27 protein-coding genes are annotated in these 24,189 nt (G+C 42.8%); 23 read left to right on the top strand and 4 right to left on the bottom strand.

The genetic code is table 11. The features are described from left to right. Positions 1-3: 3 nt before the first annotated feature. The 15 genes from ACFX4I_RS12795 to ACFX4I_RS12725 all read left to right on the top strand — a co-directional run bounded on the left by ACFX4I_RS12795 (position 4) and on the right by ACFX4I_RS12725 (position 15,136). On the top strand, positions 4-462 hold the full coding sequence (locus ACFX4I_RS12795) for a PRC-barrel domain-containing protein (RefSeq protein ID WP_377421036.1): 459 nt from the start codon (positions 4-6) through the stop codon (positions 460-462). Further along, the gene (locus ACFX4I_RS12790) at positions 452-667 is read left to right on the top strand and encodes a hypothetical protein (RefSeq protein ID WP_063233024.1); all 216 of its coding nucleotides are present in this window, start codon (positions 452-454) and stop codon (positions 665-667) included. Before ACFX4I_RS12795 ends, ACFX4I_RS12790 begins: the two co-directional genes overlap by 11 nt. 227 nt (positions 668-894) lie before the next feature. Beyond that, complete coding sequence (locus ACFX4I_RS12785; protein ID WP_283931953.1) at positions 895-1,971, top strand: AI-2E family transporter; 1,077 nt, start codon at positions 895-897, stop codon at positions 1,969-1,971. A 309-nt stretch (positions 1,972-2,280) separates the two neighbouring features. After that, positions 2,281-4,917, top strand: coding sequence for an alanine--tRNA ligase (gene alaS, locus ACFX4I_RS12780; RefSeq protein WP_377421034.1), 2,637 nt, complete (start codon positions 2,281-2,283; stop codon positions 4,915-4,917). 66 nt (positions 4,918-4,983) lie between these two features. Further along, entirely contained in the window at positions 4,984-5,253 is a 270-nt protein-coding gene (locus ACFX4I_RS12775; protein WP_034311358.1) for an IreB family regulatory phosphoprotein, read from the top strand. After that, positions 5,253-5,678 carry a Holliday junction resolvase RuvX gene (ruvX, locus tag ACFX4I_RS12770; RefSeq protein ID WP_034308633.1) on the top strand — a complete coding sequence of 142 codons (426 nt, stop codon included), beginning with the start codon at positions 5,253-5,255 and terminating at the stop codon, positions 5,676-5,678. The genes ACFX4I_RS12775 and ruvX overlap by 1 nt, the downstream gene beginning before the upstream one ends. A gap of 11 nt (positions 5,679-5,689) precedes the next feature. Beyond that, on the top strand, positions 5,690-5,980 hold the full coding sequence (locus ACFX4I_RS12765) for a DUF1292 domain-containing protein (protein WP_063232962.1): 291 nt from the start codon (positions 5,690-5,692) through the stop codon (positions 5,978-5,980). A 785-nt stretch (positions 5,981-6,765) separates the two neighbouring features. Then, positions 6,766-7,902 carry an endolytic transglycosylase MltG gene (mltG, locus tag ACFX4I_RS12760; RefSeq protein ID WP_230301257.1) on the top strand — a complete coding sequence of 379 codons (1,137 nt, stop codon included), beginning with the start codon at positions 6,766-6,768 and terminating at the stop codon, positions 7,900-7,902. A gap of 257 nt (positions 7,903-8,159) precedes the next feature. Beyond that, complete coding sequence (locus tag ACFX4I_RS12755) at positions 8,160-8,825, top strand: O-methyltransferase (protein ID WP_081395487.1); 666 nt, start codon at positions 8,160-8,162, stop codon at positions 8,823-8,825. After that, positions 8,812-9,741 carry a peptidase U32 family protein gene (locus ACFX4I_RS12750; protein ID WP_214789882.1) on the top strand — a complete coding sequence of 310 codons (930 nt, stop codon included), beginning with the start codon at positions 8,812-8,814 and terminating at the stop codon, positions 9,739-9,741. The genes ACFX4I_RS12755 and ACFX4I_RS12750 overlap by 14 nt, the downstream gene beginning before the upstream one ends. Before the next feature lie 32 nt (positions 9,742-9,773). Continuing rightward, positions 9,774-11,045, top strand: coding sequence for a peptidase U32 family protein (locus ACFX4I_RS12745; protein WP_230301259.1), 1,272 nt, complete (start codon positions 9,774-9,776; stop codon positions 11,043-11,045). A gap of 1 nt (position 11,046) precedes the next feature. Then, complete coding sequence (udk, locus tag ACFX4I_RS12740; RefSeq protein WP_034308619.1) at positions 11,047-11,685, top strand: uridine kinase; 639 nt, start codon at positions 11,047-11,049, stop codon at positions 11,683-11,685. A gap of 305 nt (positions 11,686-11,990) precedes the next feature. Continuing rightward, a complete protein-coding gene (greA, locus tag ACFX4I_RS12735; protein WP_230301261.1) occupies positions 11,991-12,467 on the top strand; it encodes a transcription elongation factor GreA in 477 nt (158 codons plus the stop codon). 122 nt (positions 12,468-12,589) lie between these two features. Continuing rightward, a complete protein-coding gene (locus ACFX4I_RS12730) occupies positions 12,590-14,341 on the top strand; it encodes a peptidoglycan D,D-transpeptidase FtsI family protein (RefSeq protein WP_377421030.1) in 1,752 nt (583 codons plus the stop codon). A gap of 87 nt (positions 14,342-14,428) precedes the next feature. Then, positions 14,429-15,136 (top strand): YrrS family protein, encoded by a 708-nt coding sequence (locus ACFX4I_RS12725; protein WP_230303713.1) that lies wholly within the window; start codon positions 14,429-14,431, stop codon positions 15,134-15,136. 67 nt (positions 15,137-15,203) lie between these two features. Here ACFX4I_RS12725 and ACFX4I_RS12720 read toward each other — a convergent pair whose 3' ends face one another. Beyond that, positions 15,204-15,416 (bottom strand): DUF2536 family protein, encoded by a 213-nt coding sequence (locus tag ACFX4I_RS12720; RefSeq protein ID WP_048682770.1) that lies wholly within the window; start codon positions 15,414-15,416, stop codon positions 15,204-15,206. Positions 15,417-15,573: 157 nt separating this feature from the next. Here ACFX4I_RS12720 and ACFX4I_RS12715 point away from each other — a divergent pair, with 157 nt between their 5' ends. The 6 genes from ACFX4I_RS12715 to ACFX4I_RS12690 all read left to right on the top strand — a co-directional run bounded on the left by ACFX4I_RS12715 (position 15,574) and on the right by ACFX4I_RS12690 (position 20,085). Continuing rightward, positions 15,574-16,212 (top strand): class I SAM-dependent DNA methyltransferase, encoded by a 639-nt coding sequence (locus ACFX4I_RS12715; protein ID WP_377421028.1) that lies wholly within the window; start codon positions 15,574-15,576, stop codon positions 16,210-16,212. Between the two features lie 16 nt (positions 16,213-16,228). Continuing rightward, positions 16,229-16,924, top strand: a complete 696-nt coding sequence (gene mtnN, locus ACFX4I_RS12710) for a 5'-methylthioadenosine/S-adenosylhomocysteine nucleosidase (RefSeq protein ID WP_214789870.1) — start codon at positions 16,229-16,231, stop codon at positions 16,922-16,924. A gap of 94 nt (positions 16,925-17,018) precedes the next feature. After that, on the top strand, positions 17,019-17,942 hold the full coding sequence (locus ACFX4I_RS12705) for a PLP-dependent cysteine synthase family protein (RefSeq protein WP_377421026.1): 924 nt from the start codon (positions 17,019-17,021) through the stop codon (positions 17,940-17,942). Position 17,943: 1 nt separating this feature from the next. After that, positions 17,944-19,080, top strand: a complete 1,137-nt coding sequence (locus ACFX4I_RS12700; RefSeq protein WP_377421024.1) for a bifunctional cystathionine gamma-lyase/homocysteine desulfhydrase — start codon at positions 17,944-17,946, stop codon at positions 19,078-19,080. A 113-nt stretch (positions 19,081-19,193) separates the two neighbouring features. Next, positions 19,194-19,460 (top strand): YrhC family protein, encoded by a 267-nt coding sequence (locus ACFX4I_RS12695; protein WP_230303716.1) that lies wholly within the window; start codon positions 19,194-19,196, stop codon positions 19,458-19,460. Between the two features lie 484 nt (positions 19,461-19,944). Then, on the top strand, positions 19,945-20,085 hold the full coding sequence (locus ACFX4I_RS12690) for a YrzI family small protein (RefSeq protein WP_076365157.1): 141 nt from the start codon (positions 19,945-19,947) through the stop codon (positions 20,083-20,085). Positions 20,086-20,153: 68 nt separating this feature from the next. Here the strand turns inward: ACFX4I_RS12690 and ACFX4I_RS12685 are convergent, their stop codons facing one another. Both ACFX4I_RS12685 and ACFX4I_RS12680 read right to left on the bottom strand, forming a co-directional pair. After that, positions 20,154-20,429, bottom strand: coding sequence for a hypothetical protein (locus ACFX4I_RS12685; RefSeq protein ID WP_230303717.1), 276 nt, complete (start codon positions 20,427-20,429; stop codon positions 20,154-20,156). Further along, on the bottom strand, positions 20,404-20,592 hold the full coding sequence (locus ACFX4I_RS12680; protein ID WP_377421022.1) for a sporulation protein YjcZ: 189 nt from the start codon (positions 20,590-20,592) through the stop codon (positions 20,404-20,406). The genes ACFX4I_RS12685 and ACFX4I_RS12680 overlap by 26 nt, the downstream gene beginning before the upstream one ends. A gap of 190 nt (positions 20,593-20,782) precedes the next feature. Here ACFX4I_RS12680 and sigK point away from each other — a divergent pair, with 190 nt between their 5' ends. Then, positions 20,783-21,505: an RNA polymerase sporulation sigma factor SigK gene (gene sigK, locus ACFX4I_RS12675; protein ID WP_034308596.1), complete on the top strand. Its 723-nt coding sequence runs from the start codon at positions 20,783-20,785 to the stop codon at positions 21,503-21,505. Between the two features lie 195 nt (positions 21,506-21,700). Here the strand turns inward: sigK and ACFX4I_RS12670 are convergent, their stop codons facing one another. Then, entirely contained in the window at positions 21,701-22,003 is a 303-nt protein-coding gene (locus ACFX4I_RS12670) for a hypothetical protein (protein ID WP_230303718.1), read from the bottom strand. A 161-nt stretch (positions 22,004-22,164) separates the two neighbouring features. Between ACFX4I_RS12670 and ACFX4I_RS12665 the strand changes: the two genes are divergently transcribed. Next, a complete protein-coding gene (locus ACFX4I_RS12665; RefSeq protein ID WP_377421020.1) occupies positions 22,165-23,955 on the top strand; it encodes a M3 family oligoendopeptidase in 1,791 nt (596 codons plus the stop codon). The last annotated feature ends 234 nt before the right edge of the window (positions 23,956-24,189 follow it).

The raw sequence follows: 24,189 nt of genomic DNA, 5'->3' as shown, positions 1-24,189 counted from the left end.
ACCTTGCGGACGTTTTCTTTATTGAAAGGAATGCCGGTTTTTACAATTAAAGGAGAAAGAATTGGCACGGTCCACGATTTATCAATTTCTGAAACTGGACAGGTAACAGGGTTGGTCATTCATCAACAAGCATTATTCAAAAGAGCTTTTCATTTGAGACTTGACGGTATTTCTTCATTCGGTCCAGATGGGATCGTCATCAGGCAACAAGATTCAGCCTTAAGTAAAGTGCCTGCGGATTCCATTTGCCTTTCGAAGGACGAGTTATTGGGACGCATGCTTTTTTCAGAAATGGGCGAAGAACTTGGTTTACTGCAGGATGTATATTTCAAGGAGAAAATGGGCACGATTATAGCGTATGAAACAACCGATGGATTTTTCTCTGAGTCGACAGTGATAGAATCAAAACAGCCGCCTGCATTAGGGAAGGATACCATCATTGTTTCAGTTTATGAACAGTGAGGTGTCCATTTTGGAAATAAAATGTCCGAATTGCCGCAGTAAAGATGTCGGGAAGATTGGCGTAAATCAATATTATTGTTGGAATTGCTTTATTGAAATGACTCTATCCGAAGGGCTCATTAATACGCATCAGGTCGAGGAAGATGGAAGTTTAAGCTCATTGGACGATTTGTTTGAGGAAAATGACCGCCGCTTCAGCATGTAATTAACGGAAGAGGTGTTTGCAATGGCTAGACGTTCACGCAATACTCTAATGAATATGGGTTCGGACTTGATGAACTCGAAGATGATCAAACGGAACATGAAGAAAATACGCAAAAGATTAAAGTCGTTATTATAGCAGGAATGGGTGTCCTGAATTAATAGGGCACTCTTTTTTATGTATGAAAACCTTCCGCCTTTCGAAGAATAAATGAGCGGGAGGTGTTTATTGTGAGTATTCGTTTAAAATGGTTTTATCGCCTGGGTTTTTTATTGCTCTTATTTTTCGTTATCTATATTTTTATGAAACTTAAGCCCATGTGGGGACCTGCCGTTGCTGTATGCGTGACGGTGCTGCTGCCTTTTTTGATTGGTGCTTTCATCAGTTACTTGCTGCACCCTGTAGTGGAATATTTAAATGAGAAAGGGATGCGTCGCTGGCTTTCGATTACGATCATCTATTTGTTGTTTTTCGGAGGGATCGGCTTTGCTGTTTATAAAGGTATTCCAGTGATCGTCAGCCAGGTTCGCGAGCTGTCGGAAAGCGTGCCGGAACTTGTTGAACAATACCGGGGCAGGATTGATAAACTCAATCATCAAACGGCGGCCTGGCCGTTCGGAATTCATGAAAGATTCGAAGAAGGTGTCACCCTTTTCGAAGGCTGGCTGAAGCGTATACCTGAAAAGGCGATGGAGTATGCAATGAAGATGATTGATTTCATCTTCCTGATTGCGTTGATTCCATTCATTGCTTTTTATATCCTGAAAGATTTCACTGTGTTAAAAAAGATGGCCTGGTATATGACCCCGAAAAAATGGCGCAAGCAGGGACGGGCTTTCGTTCGTGATGTGGATGCGTCGCTTGGCGGCTATATCCGCGGACAAATCATCGTTTGTGTCGTGATCGGTTTGATTTCCTCGCTGCTCTTCTGGATAGTCGGAATGAAATATCCGCTTCTATTGGGGGCGATAATCGGAATAACGAATGTCATTCCCTATTTCGGGCCGATTATCGGGGCCATTCCTGCTGTGGTCATCGCCGCGACCATGTCAGTTAAAATGGTGTTGATCATCGCGGTCATCGTGCTCGTACTTCAATTTCTTGAGGGAAATATCCTATCGCCGTTAATAGTCGGTAAAAGCCTCCATATGCATCCGCTGTTCATCATGCTTGCATTATTGGCCGGAGGCGAAATAGGCGGTATCGTGGGCATGGTCCTTTCGATTCCCATCTTGGCTGTGTTGAAAGTTTTTGTACTTCATGCCCGCGTTCACTTTAGAAAGAAGCCGCCCCTTATTGACAAATAAAAGTCTTGTGAATATAATCCATTACATAAGATAATTCGTTGAAGGATGAAGTATGCTGAAGTCCATCTAAAAGAGAGGGGTCCTCTAGGCTGAAAGGGACTGCCAGGTGAAGAGCAGCAGAAAGCTAGTCCTGAGAGCAGCTAATACCTGCCGTCATGCCGCGTTAAGGCTTTTATGAAGGTGATGGGCCTGGGTGAATTCCTGCGTCCATAATCAGGGTGGTACCGCGAGTCAACTCTCGTCCCTGTTTTTGGGATGAGGGTTTTTTGTGTGCTCAAAATTACATAATTTTAAAAGGAGGATATATATATGAAGTATTTAACTGGTGCTCAAATCCGCCAAATGTATTTAGATTTTTTTAGTGAAAAAGGCCATAACATCGAACCAAGTGCGTCATTGGTTCCTCATGAAGATCCATCATTGCTTTGGATCAATTCCGGGGTGGCGACGTTAAAGAAATATTTTGATGGACGGGTGATTCCTGAAAATCCAAGGATTACAAATGCCCAAAAGGCCATCCGTACGAACGATATTGAAAACGTGGGGAAAACGGCACGTCATCATACGTTTTTCGAAATGCTCGGAAACTTCTCCATTGGTGAATACTTCAAAGAAGAAGCCATCACATGGGCTTGGGAGTTTTTGACGGATGAAAAATGGATTGGCTTCGACAAAGAGAAATTGGCTGTGACGATCCATCCTGAAGATGATGAAGCATTCGAACTCTGGAATAAGAAAATCGGTGTTCCTGCTGAAAGGATCATTCGCCTGGAAGAAAACTTCTGGGATATCGGTGAAGGTCCAAGCGGCCCGAATACAGAGATTTTCTATGACCGCGGACCGGCATATGGAGATGATCCGAATGATCCGGAACTATATCCAGGCGGGGAAAATGAACGTCATCTGGAAGTCTGGAACCTTGTGTTTTCTCAATTCAACCATAATCCTGATGGTTCTTACACACCGCTTCCAAAGAAGAATATCGATACAGGCATGGGCCTTGAACGTATGGCTTCCGTCGTTCAAGATGTTGCGACGAACTATGATACAGATTTATTCATGCCAATCATCCGGGCAGTCGAAGAGATTTCCGATGTGAAGTATGGTATTGATACAGAAAAAGATGTTTCATTCAAGGTCATTGCCGACCATATTCGTACGGTAGCCTTTGCAGTAGGTGACGGGGCTCTTCCATCCAACGAAGGACGCGGTTATGTATTGCGCCGTTTACTCCGCAGAGCGGTTCGATATGCTAAGCAAATCAACATCAATCGACCATTCATGTTCGAGCTTGTGACGGTCGTAGGCGAAATCATGAAAGACTTCTACCCTGAAGTCCTCAAGAATAAAGAGTTCATTGCAAAAGTAATCAAAAATGAAGAGGAACGCTTCCATGAAACTTTACATGATGGACTGTCAATCCTATCTGAAGTCATTAAAAAGGAAAAGGAAAAAGGCGGTACGACCATTCCGGGCGGTGATGCATTCCGTTTATATGACACATATGGTTTCCCGATTGAGTTAACGGAAGAATATGCAGAAGAAGAAGGCATGACGGTCGATCAAGCCGGATTTGAAAAAGAGATGGATGCACAGCGTGAACGTGCCCGTTCAGCGCGTCAAGATGTGGATTCGATGCAAATCCAAGGCGGGGTATTGGGCGATATAAAAGTTGAAAGTGAATTTGTCGGCTATGATCAAGTAGCTGTAGAAGCCAAAGTTGCTGCCATCATAAAAAATGGGGAGCTTGTAACGGAGGCACAAGAAGGAGAAGAAGTTCAAGTGATACTGAACAAGACTCCTTTCTACGCGGAAAGCGGCGGACAAATAGCCGATATGGGAACGATGGCCAGTGAATCCGTGAAGGTTGATGTCCATGATGTCCAAAAAGCTCCTAATGGCCAAAACCTGCACCGTGTAACAGTTACTGCCGGCACTTTAACAGCAGATTCCAATATCGTTGCTGCGGTAAATCAAGAAAACCGGATCCATATCACGAAAAACCATACAGCGACGCACCTTCTGCATCAGGCTTTGAAAGATGTGCTCGGTACACATGTCAACCAAGCTGGTTCACTTGTACAGGCTGAGCGCCTTCGCTTCGACTTCTCTCATTTTGGTCAGATAACGGCGGAAGAGATTGAACAAATCGAAACGATTGTAAATGAAAAGATTTGGCAAAGCTTACAAGTGAATACGGACTATAAAAACATCGAAGAAGCCAAAGCTATGGGTGCAATGGCCTTGTTCGGCGAAAAATACGGCAAGATTGTCCGTGTCGTTCAAATAGGCGATTACAGTCTAGAACTTTGCGGCGGTGTCCATGTCCCGAATACCGCGGTAATCGGCTTGTTCAAAATCGTTTCCGAAAGCGGCATCGGTGCAGGAACCCGCCGTATAGAAGCGGTAACGGGTGCCGGGGCATACAAATTGATGACTGAGCAAATCGGTGTCTTGAAAGACGCGGCTGCTAAATTGAAAACAAACTTGAAAGACGTACCTTCAAGAATTGAAACGGTACTGGCTGAAGTGAAGGATCTTCATCGTGAGAATGAAAGCCTTACTGCAAAATTAAGTAATATCGAAGCAACCAGCCTTGTTTCTAACGTAAAAGACATAAATGGGGTTCAAGTATTGGTGGCAAAGGTTCAAGCTACCGACATGAATAATCTGCGTGCCATGGCGGATGATTTGAAACAAAAGCTCGATTCTGTCATTATCGTATTAGGTTCGGCCCAAGGTGATAAAGTCAATTTGATTGCCGGGGTGACCAAGGATTACATCGATCGCGGTTTCCATGCTGGTAAATTGGTCAAAGAAGTTGCTTCTCGTTGCGGCGGTGGCGGTGGCGGACGTCCAGATATGGCCCAAGCCGGCGGAAAAGACCCTGAAAAATTGGATGCAGCACTTAATTTTGTTGAAGAATGGGTCTTATCGATTTCATAATCAATGGAAAGTGTTGTACAATGAAGGTAATAGTGGATTCTGGACGCTGAGGAGAGGTGCATGTTAATGAGTTCCTTTGATAAAACGATGAAATTTAATTTTCCCGAAGAACCATTCGAAAGAGATGTACAAGAAGTATTGTCTCAAGTATATGTTGCACTTCAGGAAAAAGGTTATAACCCGATAAACCAGATTGTCGGTTATCTATTATCTGGTGACCCGGCCTACATCCCGCGCCATATGGATGCTCGGAACATTATTCGTAAGCTTGAACGCGATGAAATCATCGAAGAATTGGTTAAGTCATATCTTAAGAACCATCGAGAGGAATACTAATGCGCACAATGGGACTTGATTTAGGTTCAAAAACCATCGGCGTTGCCCTGAGTGACGCGATGGGTTGGACTGCACAAGGATTGGAAACGATCAAAATTAACGAAGCTGGAAATGACTTCGGCTTTAAACGCCTCAATGAAATTATAAAAGAACATGATGTTTCTAAAATTGTCCTCGGTTTACCTAAAAACATGAATGGGACTGTTGGACCGCGAGGCGAGATCAGCCAAGATTTCGCTAAACGATTAGAAAACAAATTCAAGCTGCCGGTGTTTCTCTGGGATGAACGGTTGACAACTATGGCGGCTGAACGTGTCCTTCTTGAGGCGGACGTGAGCCGAAGCAAACGCAAGAAAGTCATTGATAAAATGGCAGCTGTCATGATTCTGCAAGGATTCTTGGACAGACAAACAAATTCAATATGAGGTGAATACTAATGGAACACGGCGAAAATAACATTACAGTAGTAGATGAAAACGGAAACGAGCAGCTTTGCGAAATCCTTTTCACATTCGATTCAGATAAATTCAACAAATCTTATGTACTTTACTATCCGATGTCTGCAGAAGATGATGAGGAAGAAATTGAAATCCACGCTTCATCATTCGTACCAAGCGAAGATAATAAAGATGGTGAACTTACACCGATCGAAACAGAAGAAGAATGGGATCTTGTCGAAGAAATGTTAAATACATTCCTTGACCAAGAAGAAGCAGAAGAAGAATAAGATTAGAAAAAAACCGGCCCCTAAAGGTCGGTTCTTTTTTTGAAAAGGGGCTCAATCTAAATTTTAAAACAAAGTTGATTGGAGCGGGTGTGGGAGACTCCTGCTTAGAAAAGCGTGTCAAGGGGAGACCCTCAGGCGCAAAGGCGCCGAGGAGGCTCCCGGACCGCCCGCGGAAAGCGAGTGCCAGGAAAGGAAATCCACGTTCAAATTGTACAAACCCTTAAAATTGTACAAACCCTTAAAAAACTGTAGACATTAAGGACGATTTTTTCATTTATGTACCAGTAACGCCTTATCTTTTCTCTGCGAATAAAAGCATAAAAGTAGCGAGCGGACCTAAAAATAATGATAGCAAGAACCAATTCAACGCCGTTCTATTTTTACCTTGAGCAAGTCCGGCGTTTATGAGTGCCAATGTCCCCCAACCTACAAAATAAGAATTATCCAACTCCTTCACACCTTTCTTCATCTTAAATTAATAATACCATTCTTACGTGAATATTCCTGAAGTTTCCTGAAATGCCTAACAAATGCAGGAAGCAAAGTAGAGTGAACTTTTAAAGCCTGAAGAAATAAGATATCACTATTTTCCTATTAAATTACACCTGTATATTGACAAAACTAGTGCGTTTTTGCCATAAATAGAGTATGGATGAATGTAGTTTTGCAAAAAACATGTAATTATTTGTTGATTTTAGTATAATGTTCGAAGCGAAGATTAATTAGAGAAAGCATCATCTAGAAACCATTCTGTAGTTGGTGTGAGTTTGCAGGGGGAACTGAAAATGGATGAAAAAGATAAAAATTTATCTAAAAAGGAACATATCCGAATGAAATTGTTAGAACAGCAAGGAGAAGCCAAGTTGGTTCGTAAAATCATCATGATTACGATAGCTTCGCTTATTTTACTAATTGGGATAGTTGGTCTTGTGGGCTTTTTATATATCAACTCAGCCATGAAACCAGTCGATCCGGATGATGATACCATCAAGAAAGTGAAAATCCCAATCGGTTCTTCCGTTAACGGAATTTCAACGCTGCTTGAAGAGCAGGGAATAATCAAGGACGCACGCGTATTCAAATATTATATTAAATTCCGCAATGAATCCGGATTTCAGGCAGGGGAGTATAAATTATCACCTTCCATGTCAATTGAAGATATCGTCACAAGCATCAAAACCGGAAAACTCATGAAGGAAGCTGCAATGAAGATAACGATTCCTGAAGGAAAGCAGCTTATCCAAATTGCCGATATCATTGCAGTGAAGACGGGTGAGGATCCGAAAAAGGTCTTTAAGAAATTGAATGATAAGAAGTTCGTAAATTCCATGCAAGAGAAATTCCCGCAGCTCTTGACCTCGGAAATTGAAAATGAAAAGGTTTTATATCCGCTTGAAGGGTACCTTTTCCCGGCTACTTATGACTTTTATGAGGAAAAGCCGAGCCTGGAAGCGATCGTCACGGAGATGCTGAAGAAAACCGATGAAACTTTGCAGGCTTACGAGAGCCAAATGGACAAGAACGATTATTCCGTACACCAGATGCTGACCTTCGCTTCGCTTGTCGAAGAAGAAGCGACTGCGCAAGTCGATCGCGGAAAAATAGCTTCCGTCTTTTACAATCGTATTGAGGAAGGTATGCCGCTTCAAACGGATCCGACCGTTTTGTATGCGAAGGGTTCACATAAAAGCAGGGTGTATTATAAAGACCTTGAGGTGAAATCCCCTTATAATACGTATAAGAACAAGGGGCTGCCGCCAGGACCGATTGCCAATGCCGGAAGGACATCGATCGATGCGGTACTGAAGCCTAAGAAAACGGATTATCTGTACTTTTTGGCCACACCTGAAGGGGAAGTCCTTTACTCCAAGACCTTGGATGACCACAATAACAAAAAGGCAGAGCATATTTCCAATAAATAAATGAAAAATAGCAATGAGACTGTGGGGGGAGAGATATTACTTTCCCCTTGTTTTTATGATAGAATAGTACAAGTGAATTTTTGATCCGATTCTTATCGGTGACGTAACTCGGCGAATGCCGAGTTTTATTTTGAAAGATAAGGAAATATAGATCGTCAAGCATACTTGTTTCAGCTCCTTGTGAGGAAATTGTCCAATCAATTTTTTCATGTTACTGACCAAGCGCTTTTGTTTTCCTTATAAATGGAGGAAACGTTTTGAACGGAAAAATAGAACAATATCTTCATTCCTTAATTCCGGAGCGTACGGGTTTGCTTAAGGAGTTGGAAGATTTTGCGATGGAAAATAATGTGCCGATCATGGAGCCCGAAGGCATTGAGGTGCTGCTTCAGATTTTAAGGCTTCATCAGCCAAAGGCGATATTGGAAGTAGGTTCGGCAATTGGCTATTCGGCCATTAGGATGGCTGAGACCCTTCCGGAAGCTCGAATCGTCACACTTGAACGGAATGAAGCCCGTATTGAGCAGGCGAGGGCTAACTTCAAGAAGGCGGGACTGTCGGAAAGGATCACCCTCATTGAAGGGGATGCCCTTGAAGCGGGACCGAAAGTGATGGAACACGGTCCGTTTGATATCATCTTCGTTGATGCAGCTAAAGGGCAGTACAAGCGATTCTTTGAACTGTTTGAACCATTCCTTGCTGGTGCTGGGATTATCATTACTGATAATGTTTTATTCAAAGGCTTGGTTGCCGAAAACATTGAAGAAATGGAAATGACGAGAAGAAAGCGAGCTCTTATTAAAAAAATCAGAGACTTTAACATCTGGTTACATGACCATCCCAACTTCGATACCGTAATTTTGCCGATTGGTGATGGTGTGGCCATTAGTAAACATAGAGGTGACAAAAATGAAAAAGCCTGAATTACTTGTGACTCCGACAAGTGTCGACCATATAACAGAACTCATCGATGCTGGCGCTGACGCCTTCGTCATTGGCGAACAACGTTATGCGCTAAGGCTGGCAGGGGAGTTCAAACGTGAAGATGTAGAGAAGGCGATTGAGCTTGCACATGCCGCGGGCAAGAAAGTGTACGTATCCATGAACGCCATATTCCATAATGAAAAAGTGGACGAGCTTGAAGGGTATGTCACATTCCTTAAAGAGGCCGGTGCCGACCGGATCATATTCGGTGATCCCGCAGTCTTGATGGCTGTCCGTGCCGTGGCACCTGATATGCCCCTGCACTGGAATACAGAGATGACGGTAACGAACTGGTACACATGTAATTATTGGGGGAAACGCGGTGCTGTCCGTGCCGTTGCTGCCCGTGAGATAAGTCTGGACGAGATAGTGGAAATGAAGGAAAATGCCGAAGTGGAGATTGAAGTCCAAGTGCATGGCATGACATGCATGTTCCAATCGAAGCGTACGCTCCTTGGTAATTACTTTGAATACCAAGGTAAGGCATTGGAAGTGGAAAATCGGAAGGAACATAGAAATATGTTCTTGCATGATAAGGAACGTGAAAATAAATATCCGATTTATGAAGATGAAAATGGTACACATATCATGAGTCCGAATGATATGTGCATGATTGATGAACTTCAGGAATTGATTGAAGCGGAAATTGATTCACTGAAAATCGAAGGATTATTACAAACACCGGAATATATCATTGAAATGACAAAGTTATATCGGGAAGCGATTGACGTATGTGCTGAAGACCCTGACCGCTATGATGATATGAAATCGGAACTTTTTGAAAAAGTCAAAGCGATTCAGCCGGATAACCGTGAGTTGGATACCGGATTCTTCTTTAAAGAATCGGTTTATTAAAGAAAAGGGTAAGAGAAAGAGGAGGAATAGCCTTGAATGCTATTGCTGATAAAATTTCCAAGATCGTTGATGGAAAGAGAGTCATTGTAAAAAAACCGGAATTGCTGGCTCCGGCCGGTAATCTTGAAAAATTAAAAATTGCCGTCCATTACGGCGCGGATGCCGTGTTCATTGGCGGCCAGGAATATGGTCTTCGTTCAAATGCAGGCAACTTCACGTTTGAGGAAATGAAGGAAGGCGTCGAATTCGCTGATAAGTATGGTGCTAAAGTATATGTAACCACAAATATCTTCGCACATAATGAAAATATCGATGGTCTGGATGAATACCTGGAAGGTCTTCAGGAGGCTGGGGTTCATGGTATCATCGTCGCCGATCCATTAATCATCGAAACCTGTAAAAGGGTCGCTCCGAACGTCGAGATCCATTTAAGCACGCAGCAATCGCTATCGAACTGGAAGGCTGTTCAGTATTGGAAAGAAGAGGGCTTGGAGCGTGTTGTTTTGGCACGTGAGACGAGTGCTGATGAAATCCGTGAAATGAAGGAGAAGGTCGATATCGAAATCGAGGCTTTCGTTCATGGGGCCATGTGCATTGCCTATTCTGGACGCTGCACCCTTTCGAACCATATGACGGCACGTGATTCGAACCGCGGCGGCTGCTGTCAGTCTTGCCGTTGGGATTATGATTTATATGAGTTGGATCAAGGCGGGGAAAAGGCTTTATTCGATAAAGAAGATGCTCCATTCGCAATGAGTCCAAAAGACTTGAAGCTGATTGAATCACTGCCAGGCATGATTGAAATTGGCATAGACAGCTTAAAAGTCGAAGGAAGAATGAAATCGATTCATTATATTGCAACAGTTGTCAGCGTCTATCGAAAAGTGATTGATGCGTATTGTGCCGATCCTGACAATTTCAAGATTAAACAAGAATGGCTGGAAGAGCTTGATAAGTGTGCGAATCGTGAGACGGCATCATCGTTCATGGAAGGGGAAATTCCTGGGTATAAACAGCAAATGTTCGGGAATCATACCGTAAAGACTCGCTTCGACTTCGCAGGATTGGTGCTTGATTACAACGAGGAAACTAAAATCGTTACCATGCAGCAACGTAATTTCTTCAAGCCTGGTGATGAAGTGGAGTTTTTTGGACCGGAAATCGAAAACTTCACCCAAAAAATCGGTACGATCTGGGATGAGTCAGGTAAAGAGCTGGAGGCAGCCCGCCATCCGCTTCAAATTGTCCGCATTCAAGTAGATAATAGAGTCCATGTGAACAATATGATGCGGAAGGAGAATTGATATGACAAGAAAGAAACCAGTGGTCATCGGAGTTACCGGAGGGTCGGGATCAGGTAAAACAAGTGTTACCCGTTCCATTTTTGAATTCTTTCAAGGACATTCCATCTTGATGATCGAACAAGATTATTACTATAAAGATCAAAGTCATCTGCCTTTTGAAGAGCGCTTGAAAACGAACTATGATCATCCTCTTGCATTTGATAATGATTTGCTAATCGATCACATTAACGCATTGCTGCGCTATGAAACGATAGAAAAACCCGTTTATGATTATTCGATCCATACGCGTTCAGAAGAAGTCATCACAGTTGAGCCCCAGGATGTCATCATCCTTGAAGGGATTCTTGTGCTGGAAGATGAGCGCCTCCGGGACCTGATGGATATGAAGCTTTATGTTGATACGGACGCAGACTTGCGGATCCTTCGTCGGATGACCCGTGATATTAAAGAACGCGGCCGTTCCATAGATTCCGTCATCGAACAATACATCAGTGTCGTCCGTCCGATGCATAATCAGTTCATAGAACCGACGAAGCGTTATGCCGACATCATCATTCCAGAAGGCGGTCAGAACCATGTGGCGATTGACCTTATGGTGACAAAAATTCAAACAATCCTTGAACAAAAGTCTTTTTTGTAATAACATAGCATAAATAATGATAGGTGCCATTTTCCTCCGTTAATTTAAATAATCCCATTTATTTATTGGGAAAGACTGGACAAATGTTGGAAAACGCAATACTCTATTCTTGATACAGAACGAACCGGCTGCTCACCGCAGTCGGTTTATATACTAAGGAACGGATTGTTTCTTAGTATCGAAGCGCGTACTTTTTAAGTCGCGCAATTATATATTTTGACTCGATTTCAGGGTTAAGCACTATATAGTACATAAACTTGTCACAGCGAAAGCTTGCTGTAAAGAATTAGAAGGAGTGAAGGGTTTTGGCAATTGAAAAAGAATATCCAATGACTAAAGAAGGTAAGTTAAAGCTTGAACAGGAACTGGAACAGTTAAAAACGGTTAAACGTAAAGAAGTGGTGGAAAGAATCAAAATCGCCCGCAGTTTTGGGGACCTTTCCGAGAACTCAGAATACGATTCCGCAAAAGAAGAGCAGGCTTTCGTTGAAGGACGCATTACAACAATCGAAAACATGATCCGTAATGCAAAAATCATTGAAGGCAATGATACGAATACAGATACAGTTTCACTTGGAAAGTCGGTAACATTCGTGGAACTTCCAAATGGTGACGAAGAAACATATTCCATCGTAGGAAGCGTTGAAGCGGATCCATTCGAAGGGAAAATCTCCAATGATTCGCCAATCGCGAAAAGCCTGATAGGGAAAAGGGTCGGCGACAAGGTATCGATCATGACACCTGGCGGCGAAATGAGCGTGAAGATTGTATCCATCGACTAAATAAAAGCAAAAGAGGATGTCCATGGGGCATCCTCTTTTTTATCGGAAAAGTGCCGCGTTAAATTTGTTCATAATTGTTTAAAAATTCGCACCTCGTCAACAATGGTTACGAGGTGTATTTTATGAAAAAGAAACGAATGAGGTTGCTGGCTCTTTTTTTGACCACTTTCATGCTGATGCTCATAGGCAGGCTTGCCTATATCCAACTTGTATCGACAGAATCTTTTTCAAAGCATGATGTGAACCTGTTAGAAGCAAGCGTGAATCAGCGTTCACAGATATTAAAGATTGATGATGGACGCGGAAAGTTTTATGACAGAAATGGAGAACCGCTTGCACATGAAGAAATCCCGACGCTCGTCCTATTTCCATTTTTAAAAAAAATGACATGGCCTATAGATGAAGTGGCTTCGATAATAGGCAAATCGGAAGCGGAGTTAAAACGGGCGATAGAACAAGCGGATGAACCATTCGCATTTGGCGGAGATGAACCGATAGAGTTGACGTCCAGCCAATCGAAGGCAATCAATGAATTGAAGATTCCAGGGGTCTTTGCCGTGAATGAGAAATTATATCCTGATCAAACCCCTGCAGCGCAATTGATCGGAACGACGAATATATCAGATGCAGAAAAGAAAAAACGTTATCCGGACATGAATTTATCTCCTGAAACGAAAATAGGCAATACGGGACTGCAAAGGACCTTCGATGAGTTCTTGCTTTCCGGTGGGGAATCGAAGCTCGTTTTTCACGTGGACGCCAGTGGAGGCCCAATGTTCGGTGTCGATGTTAAATATGTTGAACCTGCAAATCCGCTTTACCCGGTGAAGGTCGTGACGACGATCGATAAAGAAATTCAGGAGAAAGCGGAGAAGCTCGTCGATGAACGCGGGATAAAAAAAGGCGGTCTCGTACTGATCGATATCGAAAAAAGTGAAATCGTCGCAATGGTATCACGTCCGGCGCTTAATATAAAAGATCCGAATGGCGAGGGGGCCGTCAATATGATGCTGACTCAAAAAACGCCGGGTTCCGTCTTTAAAACGGTCACGGCAGCAGCGGCCATCGATTATGAAGCGGCTAGTCCCACCCGGACATTTAATTGTAATTTGACTATAGACGGCAAAACGGATAAACAGAGGGAACTGGGCATGCTTAATTTTGAAAATAGCTTTGCCCAGAGCTGCAACAGGACGTTTGCCGAATTGTCACAGGAAATAGCAGAGAAGGATCCGGAGTTTTTGGACAAATATGCAAAAATGTTAGGGCTTGTTGGTGAAACGGGCTGGCAAGGGGACGTCTATCACACTGAAGTCACTCAATTGCATCATGAACAAACCGGGAAGGTCTGGCATGATGACGATTTAAAAAAAGATCCTAAAATGATAGCCAAAACAGCAATTGGCCAGCAGGATGTCCAAACGACACCGCTCGCGATAGCGAATATGATGGCAACGATTGCCCGCGGCGGCAAGAAGGAACAGGTCAAAGCCGTTTCCAAGGTCGAATTTAACAATAGTACGACCGTAGTCGATTTTCCCAATCAGAGTATTGGCGGCGAGACACTGTCTCCATATACAACGATGAAGATGCAGCATCTTCTTAGGAAGGTCGTGACGGAAGAGAAAGGGACGGGCGCTTCCTTGAGAGATTTGCCTGTGGAAGTCGCGGGCAAGTCTGGAACGGCTCAGACCAATATCGAAAAAGGGCAGCTGAATAAATGGTTTGCGGGCTACTTTCCATATAAAGATCCCAAATATGCTCTTGTTACCGTAAGTTTTGAAACGAAGGAAAACAGTACCAGCATGACGCCTCTTTTTTCAGATATTGTAAAAGTCCTGTACTCCAAGGACCAGGACAAAATCGAGAATTGACGAAAAGTGTAGGAAACCCTTCCCTTCTATCTCTGGCTAAATCATGTTAAAATGAGTCAGTAAGAAATGGTAAGGGAGGAATGGACCTTGGGCTCACGTTTTAATCAGAGAGATCAAAAAAGAAAAGTAAATAAAATATATAATATTGCAATCACCATCGTTTCCATTTTAATCGTCATTGTCGCAGTCACGATTTTCTTAAGTGATGGTGGCACCGAAACAAAAAAAGCCACCACTGAACCAAAGCAAATCGCCGAGACAGATAAGGGGAAAGAAGTGGACAAACCTGCTGGCAAAGAGGAAGAAACGGATTCAGAGAAGGAAGACGCAGTAGGAGATAGTGAAGCAACGGAAGAAGATGCAGAAAAAGTAGATAGTAAAGCAACAGAGGAAGATGCAGTAGAGAAGGCTGAAGATGGTGCAGATCCAGAAAAAGCAGGAGATGCTGAACTTGTGGAAGTGGAAGGCAGCGGCGATGGCAATGTTGCGGCTACATATACAAGTGAGGGCTGGAAACCAGTAGGAACTGAGCAATCCGGGGATCACACTACAAGCTTTGAAAAGGGCTCGGTCGATTGGAATGAAATGAGTAAAGCCTTAGCAAGCGGAGCTGGAATCGATGAAGGCAGCATGAAGCTATGGTGGCTGCAAAACGGCGGTTCGCCCAGCACGGCAATCGGTACCGTTTCTGAAGGCGATAATCCTAAAACCTTCCGCGTTTATATTGAATGGGTGGACGGATCAGGTTGGAAACCTGTAAAAGTCGAAGAGCTGAAGACAAATGATAAAAGGTAATGGTCAAAAATTTATAAACGAAAAACCCCCGAAAGGAATTTCACTTTTCGGGGGTTTTTCATGGTGATCACTTTTTTGCTTTAAAGTGGACGACTGCACTATAAAAACGTCTGCCTTCTTCACTTACATACATTTGGTGTGACACGGATTCCACCTGAAGCATGATCGCTTTATTGATTTCAATTTGTGATTGGATTTTTTCTTCTAGATTCTTAATGCTTTCTGCCTCGAAAAATTCTATTTTATCTTCGAATAAGTTTAAGTCGAGTTGAAAACTCATGATTGTTCCCCTCCAACATTTAGATACTGTTAGTTTAACACCATTTTAGCCGAATCTGAACCGAATCAATGATTTGCCTAAAAACAAGAACTGTTTCTGTTTTCATTTCATATTATGCTTATAGGTTTTATTATCTTATCATAAAAGGTGATTAAAAATGGGCAGAGAATTTATAGATTTATTTGAAGAGTGGTCGAAATCGTATGATGATACGGTTGGTGGACACGATATTGAGTATCAAGAGGTTTTTAAACATTATGATGGCATATTGGACAGCGTCACGGATCGAGCTCATGGTCATGTGCTGGAGTTCGGAGTAGGTACCGGGAATTTGACGGAAAGGCTTTTGAAAAAAGGCCTGAAGGTATCGGGAATAGAACCTTCACCTGCGATGAGGGAAATAGCGGTAAGCAAGCTGGGCGGAAAAACAGAAATTGTGGATGGCGATTTTATCGATTTTCCGAAGCCGGAACAGGTAGATTCGATCGTGAGTACGTACGCGTTTCATCATTTAACAGATGAAGAAAAAGAAAAAGCTATAGCCAACTATGGAAAGTTACTGAATACTGGTGGTAAAATAGTGTTTGCGGATACGATGTATCAATCAAGGGAAGCGCATGAACGAGCGATTTCTGATGCAAGGCAGGCAGGCTTTCATAATTTGGCGAACGATTTGCAAACGGAATATTATACTACGATTCCTTTTTTGGAAAAAGTGCTTGAAGCAAATGGATATAAAGTGAACTTCGAGCGCTGCAATAAATTTGTCTGGATTATGGAGGCGGAAAAATTATAGGAAGAGGTTTTTACTAATGAAGGTAGCCATAATCGGAGCAATGGAAGAAGAAGTTACGATTTTACGTGATAAATTGGAAGGTTTGGAGCAGGTGACCATTGCCGGTTCCGAGTTCAATACAGGCACACTGAATGGTGTCGAGGTCATTTTGCTTAAATCGGGCATCGGTAAAGTGAATGCGGCAATGTCCACTGCGATCCTGTTAGAAAAATTCAAACCGGATGCGGTCATCAATACTGGCTCTGCCGGCGGTTATCATCCAGCACTTAATGTAGGGGATGTGGTCATATCCTCGGAAGTGCGCCACCATGATGTCGATGTGACGATATTCGGATATGAATACGGTCAGGTCCCTCAGCTGCCTGCAGCTTTCATCCCGGATGAGAAGCTTTTCGCAATAGCGGAAGAAGCAGCAAAAGAAATCGAGGATATACAAGTGGCAAAAGGGTTGATCGTGACGGGGGATTCTTTCATGAATGATCCTGACAGGGTTGAATTCGTCAGAGGGAAATTCTCTGATTTATACGCGGTGGAAATGGAAGCGGCTGCCATTGCACAGGTAGCCTTCCAATTCAAGACACCGTTTGTCATCATTCGTTCCCTTTCGGATATCGCAGGTAAGGAGTCCAATATTTCCTTTGATAAATTCCTGGAAACTGCGGCTCTTCATTCAGCGGCACTGATTTTGAAAATGGTTGAAAAAATGAAATGAATGGTAATTGATCAGCGGAAGCCTTTCTGCTGATCATTCTTTATTGCATAATTCTTATTAAATTGGTAGGATAACTATGAAAGGGTGTCCGAATATGAAAGTCTTTCAAAACATTCATGAGTTGATAGGGAAAACGCCGATGATGGAAATCACCCATTTCCCGCTTCCGGATGAGGTCCGTATCTTTGCCAAACTGGAATACTTTAATCCGGGAGGCAGTGTGAAGGATCGGCTTGGTCAAGAACTGTTAGCCCAAGCGTTACAGACTGGGAAGGTGAAAAAGGGCGGGACGATCATCGAACCGACTGCCGGAAATACTGGGATTGGCTTGGCGTTGGCTGCGATAAACAGTGGAGTGGACGTGATATTTTGTGTTCCGGAGAAATTCAGTGCCGAGAAACAGGAATTGATGCGTGCCCTTGGAGCGAATGTGATCCAGACCCCGACAGAGGAAGGAATGACAGGAGCAATCGCCAAGGCTAAGGCGCTGCTGGCTGAAATTCCGGGATCATATTGTCCCCAGCAGTTCGCCAACCCATCCAATCCTGATGCATATTATAAAACGCTGGGACCTGAAATATGGGAACAGATGGAAGGCGATGTGGATGTGTTTGTAGCCGGTGCCGGGACGGGCGGGACATTCATGGGAACATCGCGATATTTAAAAGAAAAGGACGCTGCTGTCAAAACGGTCATTGTCGAGCCAGAAGGATCGATTTTAAACGGCGGCAAAGCAGGATCCCATAAAACAGAGGGGATCGGGATGGAATTTTTACCTGCCTATATGGATGAAACGTATTTTGACCAAATCCATACGGTAAGCGATCTTGACGCTTTCCATATGGTAAAGGAATTGGCGATTAAAGAAGGCCTCCTTGTCGGCAGTTCTTCCGGTGCGGCATTTGCAGCGGCCATGAAAGAAGTAGCAAAGGCTCCCCGTGGGTCGAATATCGTCGTCATATTTCCGGATTCCAGTGAACGATACTTAAGTAAAAAAATTTATCAGGGAGGTATATAAAATGAGAAAAAAAACACAATTGATCCATGGCGGCATTTTTGGTGATGAAAAAACAGGAGCGGTTTCGGTGCCGATTTATCAAGTGAGCACCTATAAACAGGATGGTCCGGGGAACCATCGGGGATATGAATATTCCCGTACGGGCAACCCAACCCGACATGCTCTCGAAGAATTGATCAAAGATCTCGAAGAAGGAAAAAGAGGTTTCGCCTTCGGATCAGGAATGGCAGCGATGACCGCGGTTATGATGCTGTTCAGTCAAGGTGATCATGTATTGATGACCGATGACGTTTATGGAGGGTCTTTCCGGGTCATCACTAAAGTGCTTAACCGCTTCGGGGTGGAAGCTACGTTCATCAATACGAGTGACATACACTCGATCGAAAAAGAGATAAAGGACAATACGAAGGCATTGTTCATTGAAACCCCGACGAATCCATTATTGAAAATCACCGATTTGGAAGAAGTATCGAAAATAGCTAAAGAAAACGGCATCCTCACCATTGTGGATAATACCTTCAGTACGCCATACTGGCAAAATCCGCTTTCACTTGGAGCCGATATCGTGCTTCATAGCGCTACGAAGTACCTGGGGGGACACAGCGATGTTGTAGCGGGTCTTGCCGTGGTGAATGATGAAAATCTTGGCAATGACCTTCATTTCATCCAAAACTCTACAGGAGGCGTGCTAGGGCCCCAGGATTCATGGCTGCTTATGCGAGGCATTAAAACGCTGGGAATCAGGATGGAAGAGCATGAAAAAAATACATCTGAAATCGTCCGTTTCCTATCCGGGCATAAAGACGTTTCGAAAATCTATTACCCAGGTCTTGAAAACCACCCAAATCATGATATTGCCAAAAAACAATCGCGTGGATTCGGTGGTATGGTTTCATTTGATGTCGGCAGTGCCGAAAAAGCAGAATCCGTTTTGAATAAAGTGAAATTCTTTACACTTGCGGAAAGTCTGGGGGCAGTGGAGAGCTTAATTTCCATTCCGGCATTGATGACACATGCTTCGATTCCGGCTGAGCGCCGTGCAGAGCTTGGAATAACGGATGGGTTAATTCGTATTTCAGTAGGTCTGGAAGATGTTGAAGACTTATTGGAAGACTTGGAACAAGCGCTGCAAGGATAATCGGAGAGGGACCGCTTCATAGCTGACTGCCATTATTTACACCCTGTCATTTGGAATAAATATGGTAGAATGAGATATCGATATCTTATTAGCTTGAAAGAAGGTGGAATGGCATGAAAAACCGCAAAAAACAAACGGTTGCATTGCTGCGTTCGAAAATGGTCGATTTTAAACAATTTGCGATCACTTTGTTATGTGTGGGTTCGTTCTTCTATTTAGGAACCATCCTTCCCTCTGGCGACAAAGCGATGATTGACACATTTGTCTATATGGGAGCGACAATAATGTTCCTGGGCATGTCGATCGTATTTTTCTCATTATCCAAAAAATACAAAAAGATCTTGGCCGAAATGGATGACCAGGACTCTTTACACCAATAGAAGCAAACCTGATTCTTTAATGGAATCAGGTTTTTTTGTTTTTTTAACGTTGTTGCCCAATAGGGGCAGATTAATCATACTACTTGCCTCTTTAGGTAATAATAGCCCTTGAAAATGGGGGAAAAGATGGAAATTTCAAAAAAATAGGCAAAAACCGTTTACAAATATCCGGTTTATGGATATACTTACCAAGTAATAAAAAATATTCCAAAGGAGGTCGAGGAAAATGACATTGTATCTATATGGAGTCGTCACTATTAGCCGGTCCGTTTCAATTGACAATCACATAACATTCGACCTGTGCCAAGCGGAATATTTCTAAAGCAATTTGGCTTTATTAATCATTCAGACATAGCGGCCGCAGGGAGAAGTGTTTTATCCTGCGGCCTTTTTATATTTTCTAAAAAATCCCGCAGGAGGACGTAACTTTCTGCGGCCTTTTTATGCCTTTTTGTTGGGCCGCTCCCTTAAAGGAGGTGATATTATGACACTGAATATGCTTTTTTTCACAATCACGATTAAAATGAAAAAAATGACTGCCGAGGAATGTTTGCAACAGGAGAGAATCCACAAGATACGAGAAGAACATCTAGATAAAGCGTTGAAGCATCGTCCTTTTTTCTAAAAAATATACGAGGTTGGTATCCCGTTCATAAAAAAATAAGAAAGGTGGAGGTTAATATGTTGAACTTGTTATACGTAAAAGGAGAGAAGCGTTGCTATTGGCAGGAGAAGGATACCGGCTAACGGATCTGCCGGTGTATCTCGAGCATTGTCATGGTTTGTATATATGTACAGCGCAACAGGCCATTGGAAACATGATAAAGTGAAGATATGGTGATTAATGGTTATGACGCTGCTTAACTCGGAACTGCAACGTTTGAAATGAATATGTAAAATGGGAAAACTCGGCACTCGGGCCGAGTTTTTTTCTTTGCCTGAATCAGCAGCACGGACCTGATCCTCCATAACCAAATCCACATCCCGGCAACCAGCAAAACCCGAAAATGAGCAATAGTATCAAGAGGACAATAAACAGGCCATAACCAAAGCCGTAACCGGACCCTGCATAACAAGGCGCAGGAGCCGGATAACCATAGCTGCATCCGTATGGTCCATAGTTATATCCCATCGTAAAAACCCCCTTTCCCTAAAAAATTCCCTATCATTATATGAATATTTGCCTTCGTTCGTTTGGGAATTCATCCAGACTGATTTGAACATTTAACACTTTCATGATTTCTTTTAGTGGGACAGGCACGAACAAGCCCACTGTTGCATAGGTATGAATAGGGAAGCCAAAGAAACGGGGGATGAAACCAATGCCCGGAATACTTACAGTTGTCGGTTATATTATCAAAGAATTTTACTTATTCGTTTCCTATGTGAAAAACAATGCTTTTCCCCAGCCCTTGTCATCTCAGGATGAAAAGAAATATCTGAAGCTTATGAGTGAGGGAGACGGTGATGCCCGTAACATCCTGATCGAGCATAATCTCAGGCTTGTTGCCCATATCGTCAAGAAATTCGAGAATACGGGCGAAGATACAGAGGATTTGATTTCGATTGGGACAATTGGTTTGATAAAGGCCATTGAGAGTTATTCGGATGGGAAGGGTACGAAGCTGGCCACATATGCGGCGCGATGTATTGAGAATGAGATCTTGATGCATTTAAGGGCGACAAAGAAAACGAAGAAAGATATTTCCCTGCATGATCCGATCGGTCAAGATAAAGAAGGAAATGAGATCAGTTTAATCGATGTTCTGAAATCGGAATCGGAAGATGTCATCGATACGATTCAGCTCAATATGGAAATTGAAAAAGTGAAAAAGTATATTGATATTTTGGATGAACGCGAAAAGGAAGTCATTGTAGGCAGGTTCGGACTGGATTTGAAAAAGGAAAAAACCCAGAGGGAAATCGCTAAAGAGCTTGGCATTTCCCGCAGTTATGTATCAAGGATCGAAAAACGTGCTTTAATGAAGATGTTCCACGAATTTTACAGAGCAGAAAAAGAGAAGGAAAAGAAGGCCAAAGGATAGGAATGGTAAAAGGCAAAGAGAGTGCGGGGAAATTTCCCCGCACTCTTTTTTTTTAATATTTATTTCTGATCATATCTGCAAATGCGTGATAAATCTCGATTCCCTGAAAAAGGAACAGGCGTGAAGCGGTTAAAGAAAAGACCCCTACCATAATTAATCGGAACCACATATGAATCACTCCTCCATTTTATTTTTTTATAAAATGTCAGAGCGTAAGGCTACGTAATTCGCCTGAAAAAAAACCGGGCCGAGATATCGTCGGCGAAGATCTGAGTGAAAATAAAGAAAACTTAAAATGGAAAATTCGAAAAAGAGAATAATGATAAGAGACTGCCAGGAACTAAAGGAAGGCACGAAAGGCTGTTTCTTGTCGGCCTTATCCCAATGGTGAACATCGGTATGTTCTTCAATGGTTAGCTGCTGTGCATCATGATGGAACTGTATGGGCAGTGTCCAAAGGAGCAGGATGATGGCAGACATGTGAATAAAGAATTTCATATGAATCAACCACCCCTTTCCCTAGAATATATTCATCATAACATGCTTTTAATCTGGGATATAGAAAAATGTTCTGAAAAATACTGAAAATTCATTTTAATTAGAAAAATATCGAATTTACCACTATAATGGGATTAGTGATAAAAAGGGGGCAATTTAGTATGGGATATTCTTTGACGTGGGATTTGGATATCTTTTTTAAAGGAGGAAGCTCTTCTAAGGAGTTCCTGGTTTTTTTAGATGAAATTAACGACGAGGTAAAAGAATTAGATCGACTTGTAAGCAATATCAATCCAGAAGGAAATGATGAGAGCGGTTTAATCCAGGCATTTGATCTTTTTAAAAATACAAATATGAAATCCACGCAGGCCCGTGCATTCATTGGATGCCTGGAAGCTCAAAATGCGCAGGATAAAAAGGCTGGTCAGCTGCGGATCAAACAAATGAAGATAGTCGCATCACTAAAAATGGTGTTAAGCAAGCTGGATGAAAAGTTGATACAGCTTGATGATGCTTTTTTTAAAAGAATCCTCGAAAAAGAACCATTGAATGAATTGAAATTCGTATTGAATGAACGTCGGGAAAAGGCAAAGGAAAAGCTTTCCGTGAAGGAAGAATCATTAATCACCCAATTGGCCATGGACGGTTTCGAAGGTTGGAGCCAAATGTATGATACGATCGTCGGTTCAATGACTATCCCTTATAAGGGTGAAAAGCTTTCTGTAGGCCAAGCGGCGAATAAATTTTCTGAGCCTGATGAAAGGAACCGGAAAGAATTATTTACGGCCTGGGAACAGGCTTGGGAGGAAAAAAGTGACCTTTTTGCCCGGACTTTGAACCACTTGGCTGGATTCCGTCTCAGTGTGAATGAAAAAAGGGGCTGGGATGATATTTTGAAAGAGCCTCTTGAAATAGGGAGGATGAAAAAAGAAACCCTCGAAAGCATGTGGAATGTAATTGCCGATCATAAGGAACCGCTTGTGAGGTTTTTGGAAAGGAAAGCGGAGTTACTGGATTTGGATAAATTAAGTTGGGCGGATTTGGATGCGCCGCTCGCTGTTACAGCAGAGTCCAAAGTAATGGATTATCAAGAAGGTGCAGACTTCATCATACAGCAATTCTCTAAGTTCGGGTCTCAATTAGCAAACTTCACCCAAAAAGCTTTTGAAGACAGCTGGATTGAAGCGGAGGACAGGCCAGGTAAGAGACCAGGCGGTTTTTGCACGGGCTTTCCATTAAATAAGCAGTCAAGAATTTTCATGACGTATTCGGGCACCCCATCCAATGTATCGACATTGGCCCATGAATTGGGACATGCATTCCATTCATATGCGATGAGGGATATCCATCCATTGAATCGGTCATATGCCATGAATGTGGCGGAAACGGCCTCTACTTTTGCTGAAATGGTCGTAGCGGATGCAGCTGTGAAGGAAGCGGCAAGTGAGGAAGAAAAGCTGGTGCTTTTAGAAGATAAAATTCAGCGTTCCGTGGCATTATTGATGAATATCCATGCCCGCTACTTATTCGAAACAAGGTTTTATGATGAGAGGAAACAAGGTTATGTCAGTGCCGAACGGTTGAATGAACTGATGATCGATGCACAAAAAGAAGCTTATGGCGATGCTTTAAGTGATTATAATCCAACGTTCTGGGCTTCAAAGCTCCATTTTTATATAACAGGTGTACCATTTTATAATTTTCCGTATACATTCGGATACTTATTCTCATTAGGCATATACGCGAATGCCCTGAAAGAACCAGCAGGATTCGAAGAAAAATATATTGCTTTGTTAAAGGATACCGGTTCCATGAAGGTCGAGGATTTGGCGGAGAAACATTTAGGCGTCGATTTGAAGACCCGGGATTTTTGGGAAGAAGCGGTCAATGCCTGTATGGAGGATGTAGAAGAATTCATGCGTTTGACCGACCCTCTGGTCCGAAAAGCTTAAGATGGGATTTCGGATGGAATATGAACGAAAAAAGCGGATGTCGGTATAGGACATCCGCTTCAGTTTGTAGACAAAAGGGGTTCGGAATTAAAAAATTCTGAAACCCTTTTGAAATTCCCTTTGAATTTTCGGCTAAAGTTAAGAGATTGGGGCTCTGCGAGCCCACTATGTTAGGCCATTTTTGGACCTCGCCATGTCCAATTGGCCATCTTCTTTAAATTAATGGCAGCGAAA

Source organism: Peribacillus sp. YIM B13472 (assembly GCF_042788005.1).
GTDB classification, from domain to species: domain Bacteria; phylum Bacillota; class Bacilli; order Bacillales; family DSM-1321; genus Peribacillus; species Peribacillus simplex_E.
The sequence above is the reverse complement of the archived record's forward strand: the minus strand, read 5'-3'. Positions and strand labels throughout refer to the sequence as shown.

Excerpts from the sequence above, each read along its gene's own strand:
- ACFX4I_RS12700 (WP_377421024.1), top strand. The coding sequence starts at position 17,944 with ATGAGAAAAAAAACACAATTGATCCATGGCGGCATTTTTGGTGATGAA.
- sigK (WP_034308596.1), top strand. The coding sequence starts at position 20,783 with ATGCCCGGAATACTTACAGTTGTCGGTTATATTATCAAAGAATTTTAC.
- ACFX4I_RS12790 (WP_063233024.1), top strand. The coding sequence starts at position 452 with ATGAACAGTGAGGTGTCCATTTTGGAAATAAAATGTCCGAATTGCCGC.
- mtnN (WP_214789870.1), top strand. The coding sequence starts at position 16,229 with ATGAAGGTAGCCATAATCGGAGCAATGGAAGAAGAAGTTACGATTTTA.
- ACFX4I_RS12705 (WP_377421026.1), top strand. The coding sequence starts at position 17,019 with ATGAAAGTCTTTCAAAACATTCATGAGTTGATAGGGAAAACGCCGATG.
- ACFX4I_RS12685 (WP_230303717.1), bottom strand. The coding sequence starts at position 20,429 with ATGGAGGATCAGGTCCGTGCTGCTGATTCAGGCAAAGAAAAAAACTCG.
- ACFX4I_RS12775 (WP_034311358.1), top strand. The coding sequence starts at position 4,984 with ATGAGTTCCTTTGATAAAACGATGAAATTTAATTTTCCCGAAGAACCA.
- ACFX4I_RS12670 (WP_230303718.1), bottom strand. The coding sequence starts at position 22,003 with ATGAAATTCTTTATTCACATGTCTGCCATCATCCTGCTCCTTTGGACA.
- alaS (WP_377421034.1), top strand. The coding sequence starts at position 2,281 with ATGAAGTATTTAACTGGTGCTCAAATCCGCCAAATGTATTTAGATTTT.
- ACFX4I_RS12715 (WP_377421028.1), top strand. The coding sequence starts at position 15,574 with ATGGGCAGAGAATTTATAGATTTATTTGAAGAGTGGTCGAAATCGTAT.
- mltG (WP_230301257.1), top strand. The coding sequence starts at position 6,766 with ATGGATGAAAAAGATAAAAATTTATCTAAAAAGGAACATATCCGAATG.
- ACFX4I_RS12665 (WP_377421020.1), top strand. The coding sequence starts at position 22,165 with ATGGGATATTCTTTGACGTGGGATTTGGATATCTTTTTTAAAGGAGGA.
- ACFX4I_RS12690 (WP_076365157.1), top strand. The coding sequence starts at position 19,945 with ATGACACTGAATATGCTTTTTTTCACAATCACGATTAAAATGAAAAAA.
- ACFX4I_RS12750 (WP_214789882.1), top strand. The coding sequence starts at position 8,812 with ATGAAAAAGCCTGAATTACTTGTGACTCCGACAAGTGTCGACCATATA.
- udk (WP_034308619.1), top strand. The coding sequence starts at position 11,047 with ATGACAAGAAAGAAACCAGTGGTCATCGGAGTTACCGGAGGGTCGGGA.
- ACFX4I_RS12680 (WP_377421022.1), bottom strand. The coding sequence starts at position 20,592 with ATGGGATATAACTATGGACCATACGGATGCAGCTATGGTTATCCGGCT.
- ACFX4I_RS12720 (WP_048682770.1), bottom strand. The coding sequence starts at position 15,416 with ATGAGTTTTCAACTCGACTTAAACTTATTCGAAGATAAAATAGAATTT.
- ACFX4I_RS12765 (WP_063232962.1), top strand. The coding sequence starts at position 5,690 with ATGGAACACGGCGAAAATAACATTACAGTAGTAGATGAAAACGGAAAC.
- ACFX4I_RS12695 (WP_230303716.1), top strand. The coding sequence starts at position 19,194 with ATGAAAAACCGCAAAAAACAAACGGTTGCATTGCTGCGTTCGAAAATG.
- ruvX (WP_034308633.1), top strand. The coding sequence starts at position 5,253 with ATGCGCACAATGGGACTTGATTTAGGTTCAAAAACCATCGGCGTTGCC.
- ACFX4I_RS12730 (WP_377421030.1), top strand. The coding sequence starts at position 12,590 with ATGAAAAAGAAACGAATGAGGTTGCTGGCTCTTTTTTTGACCACTTTC.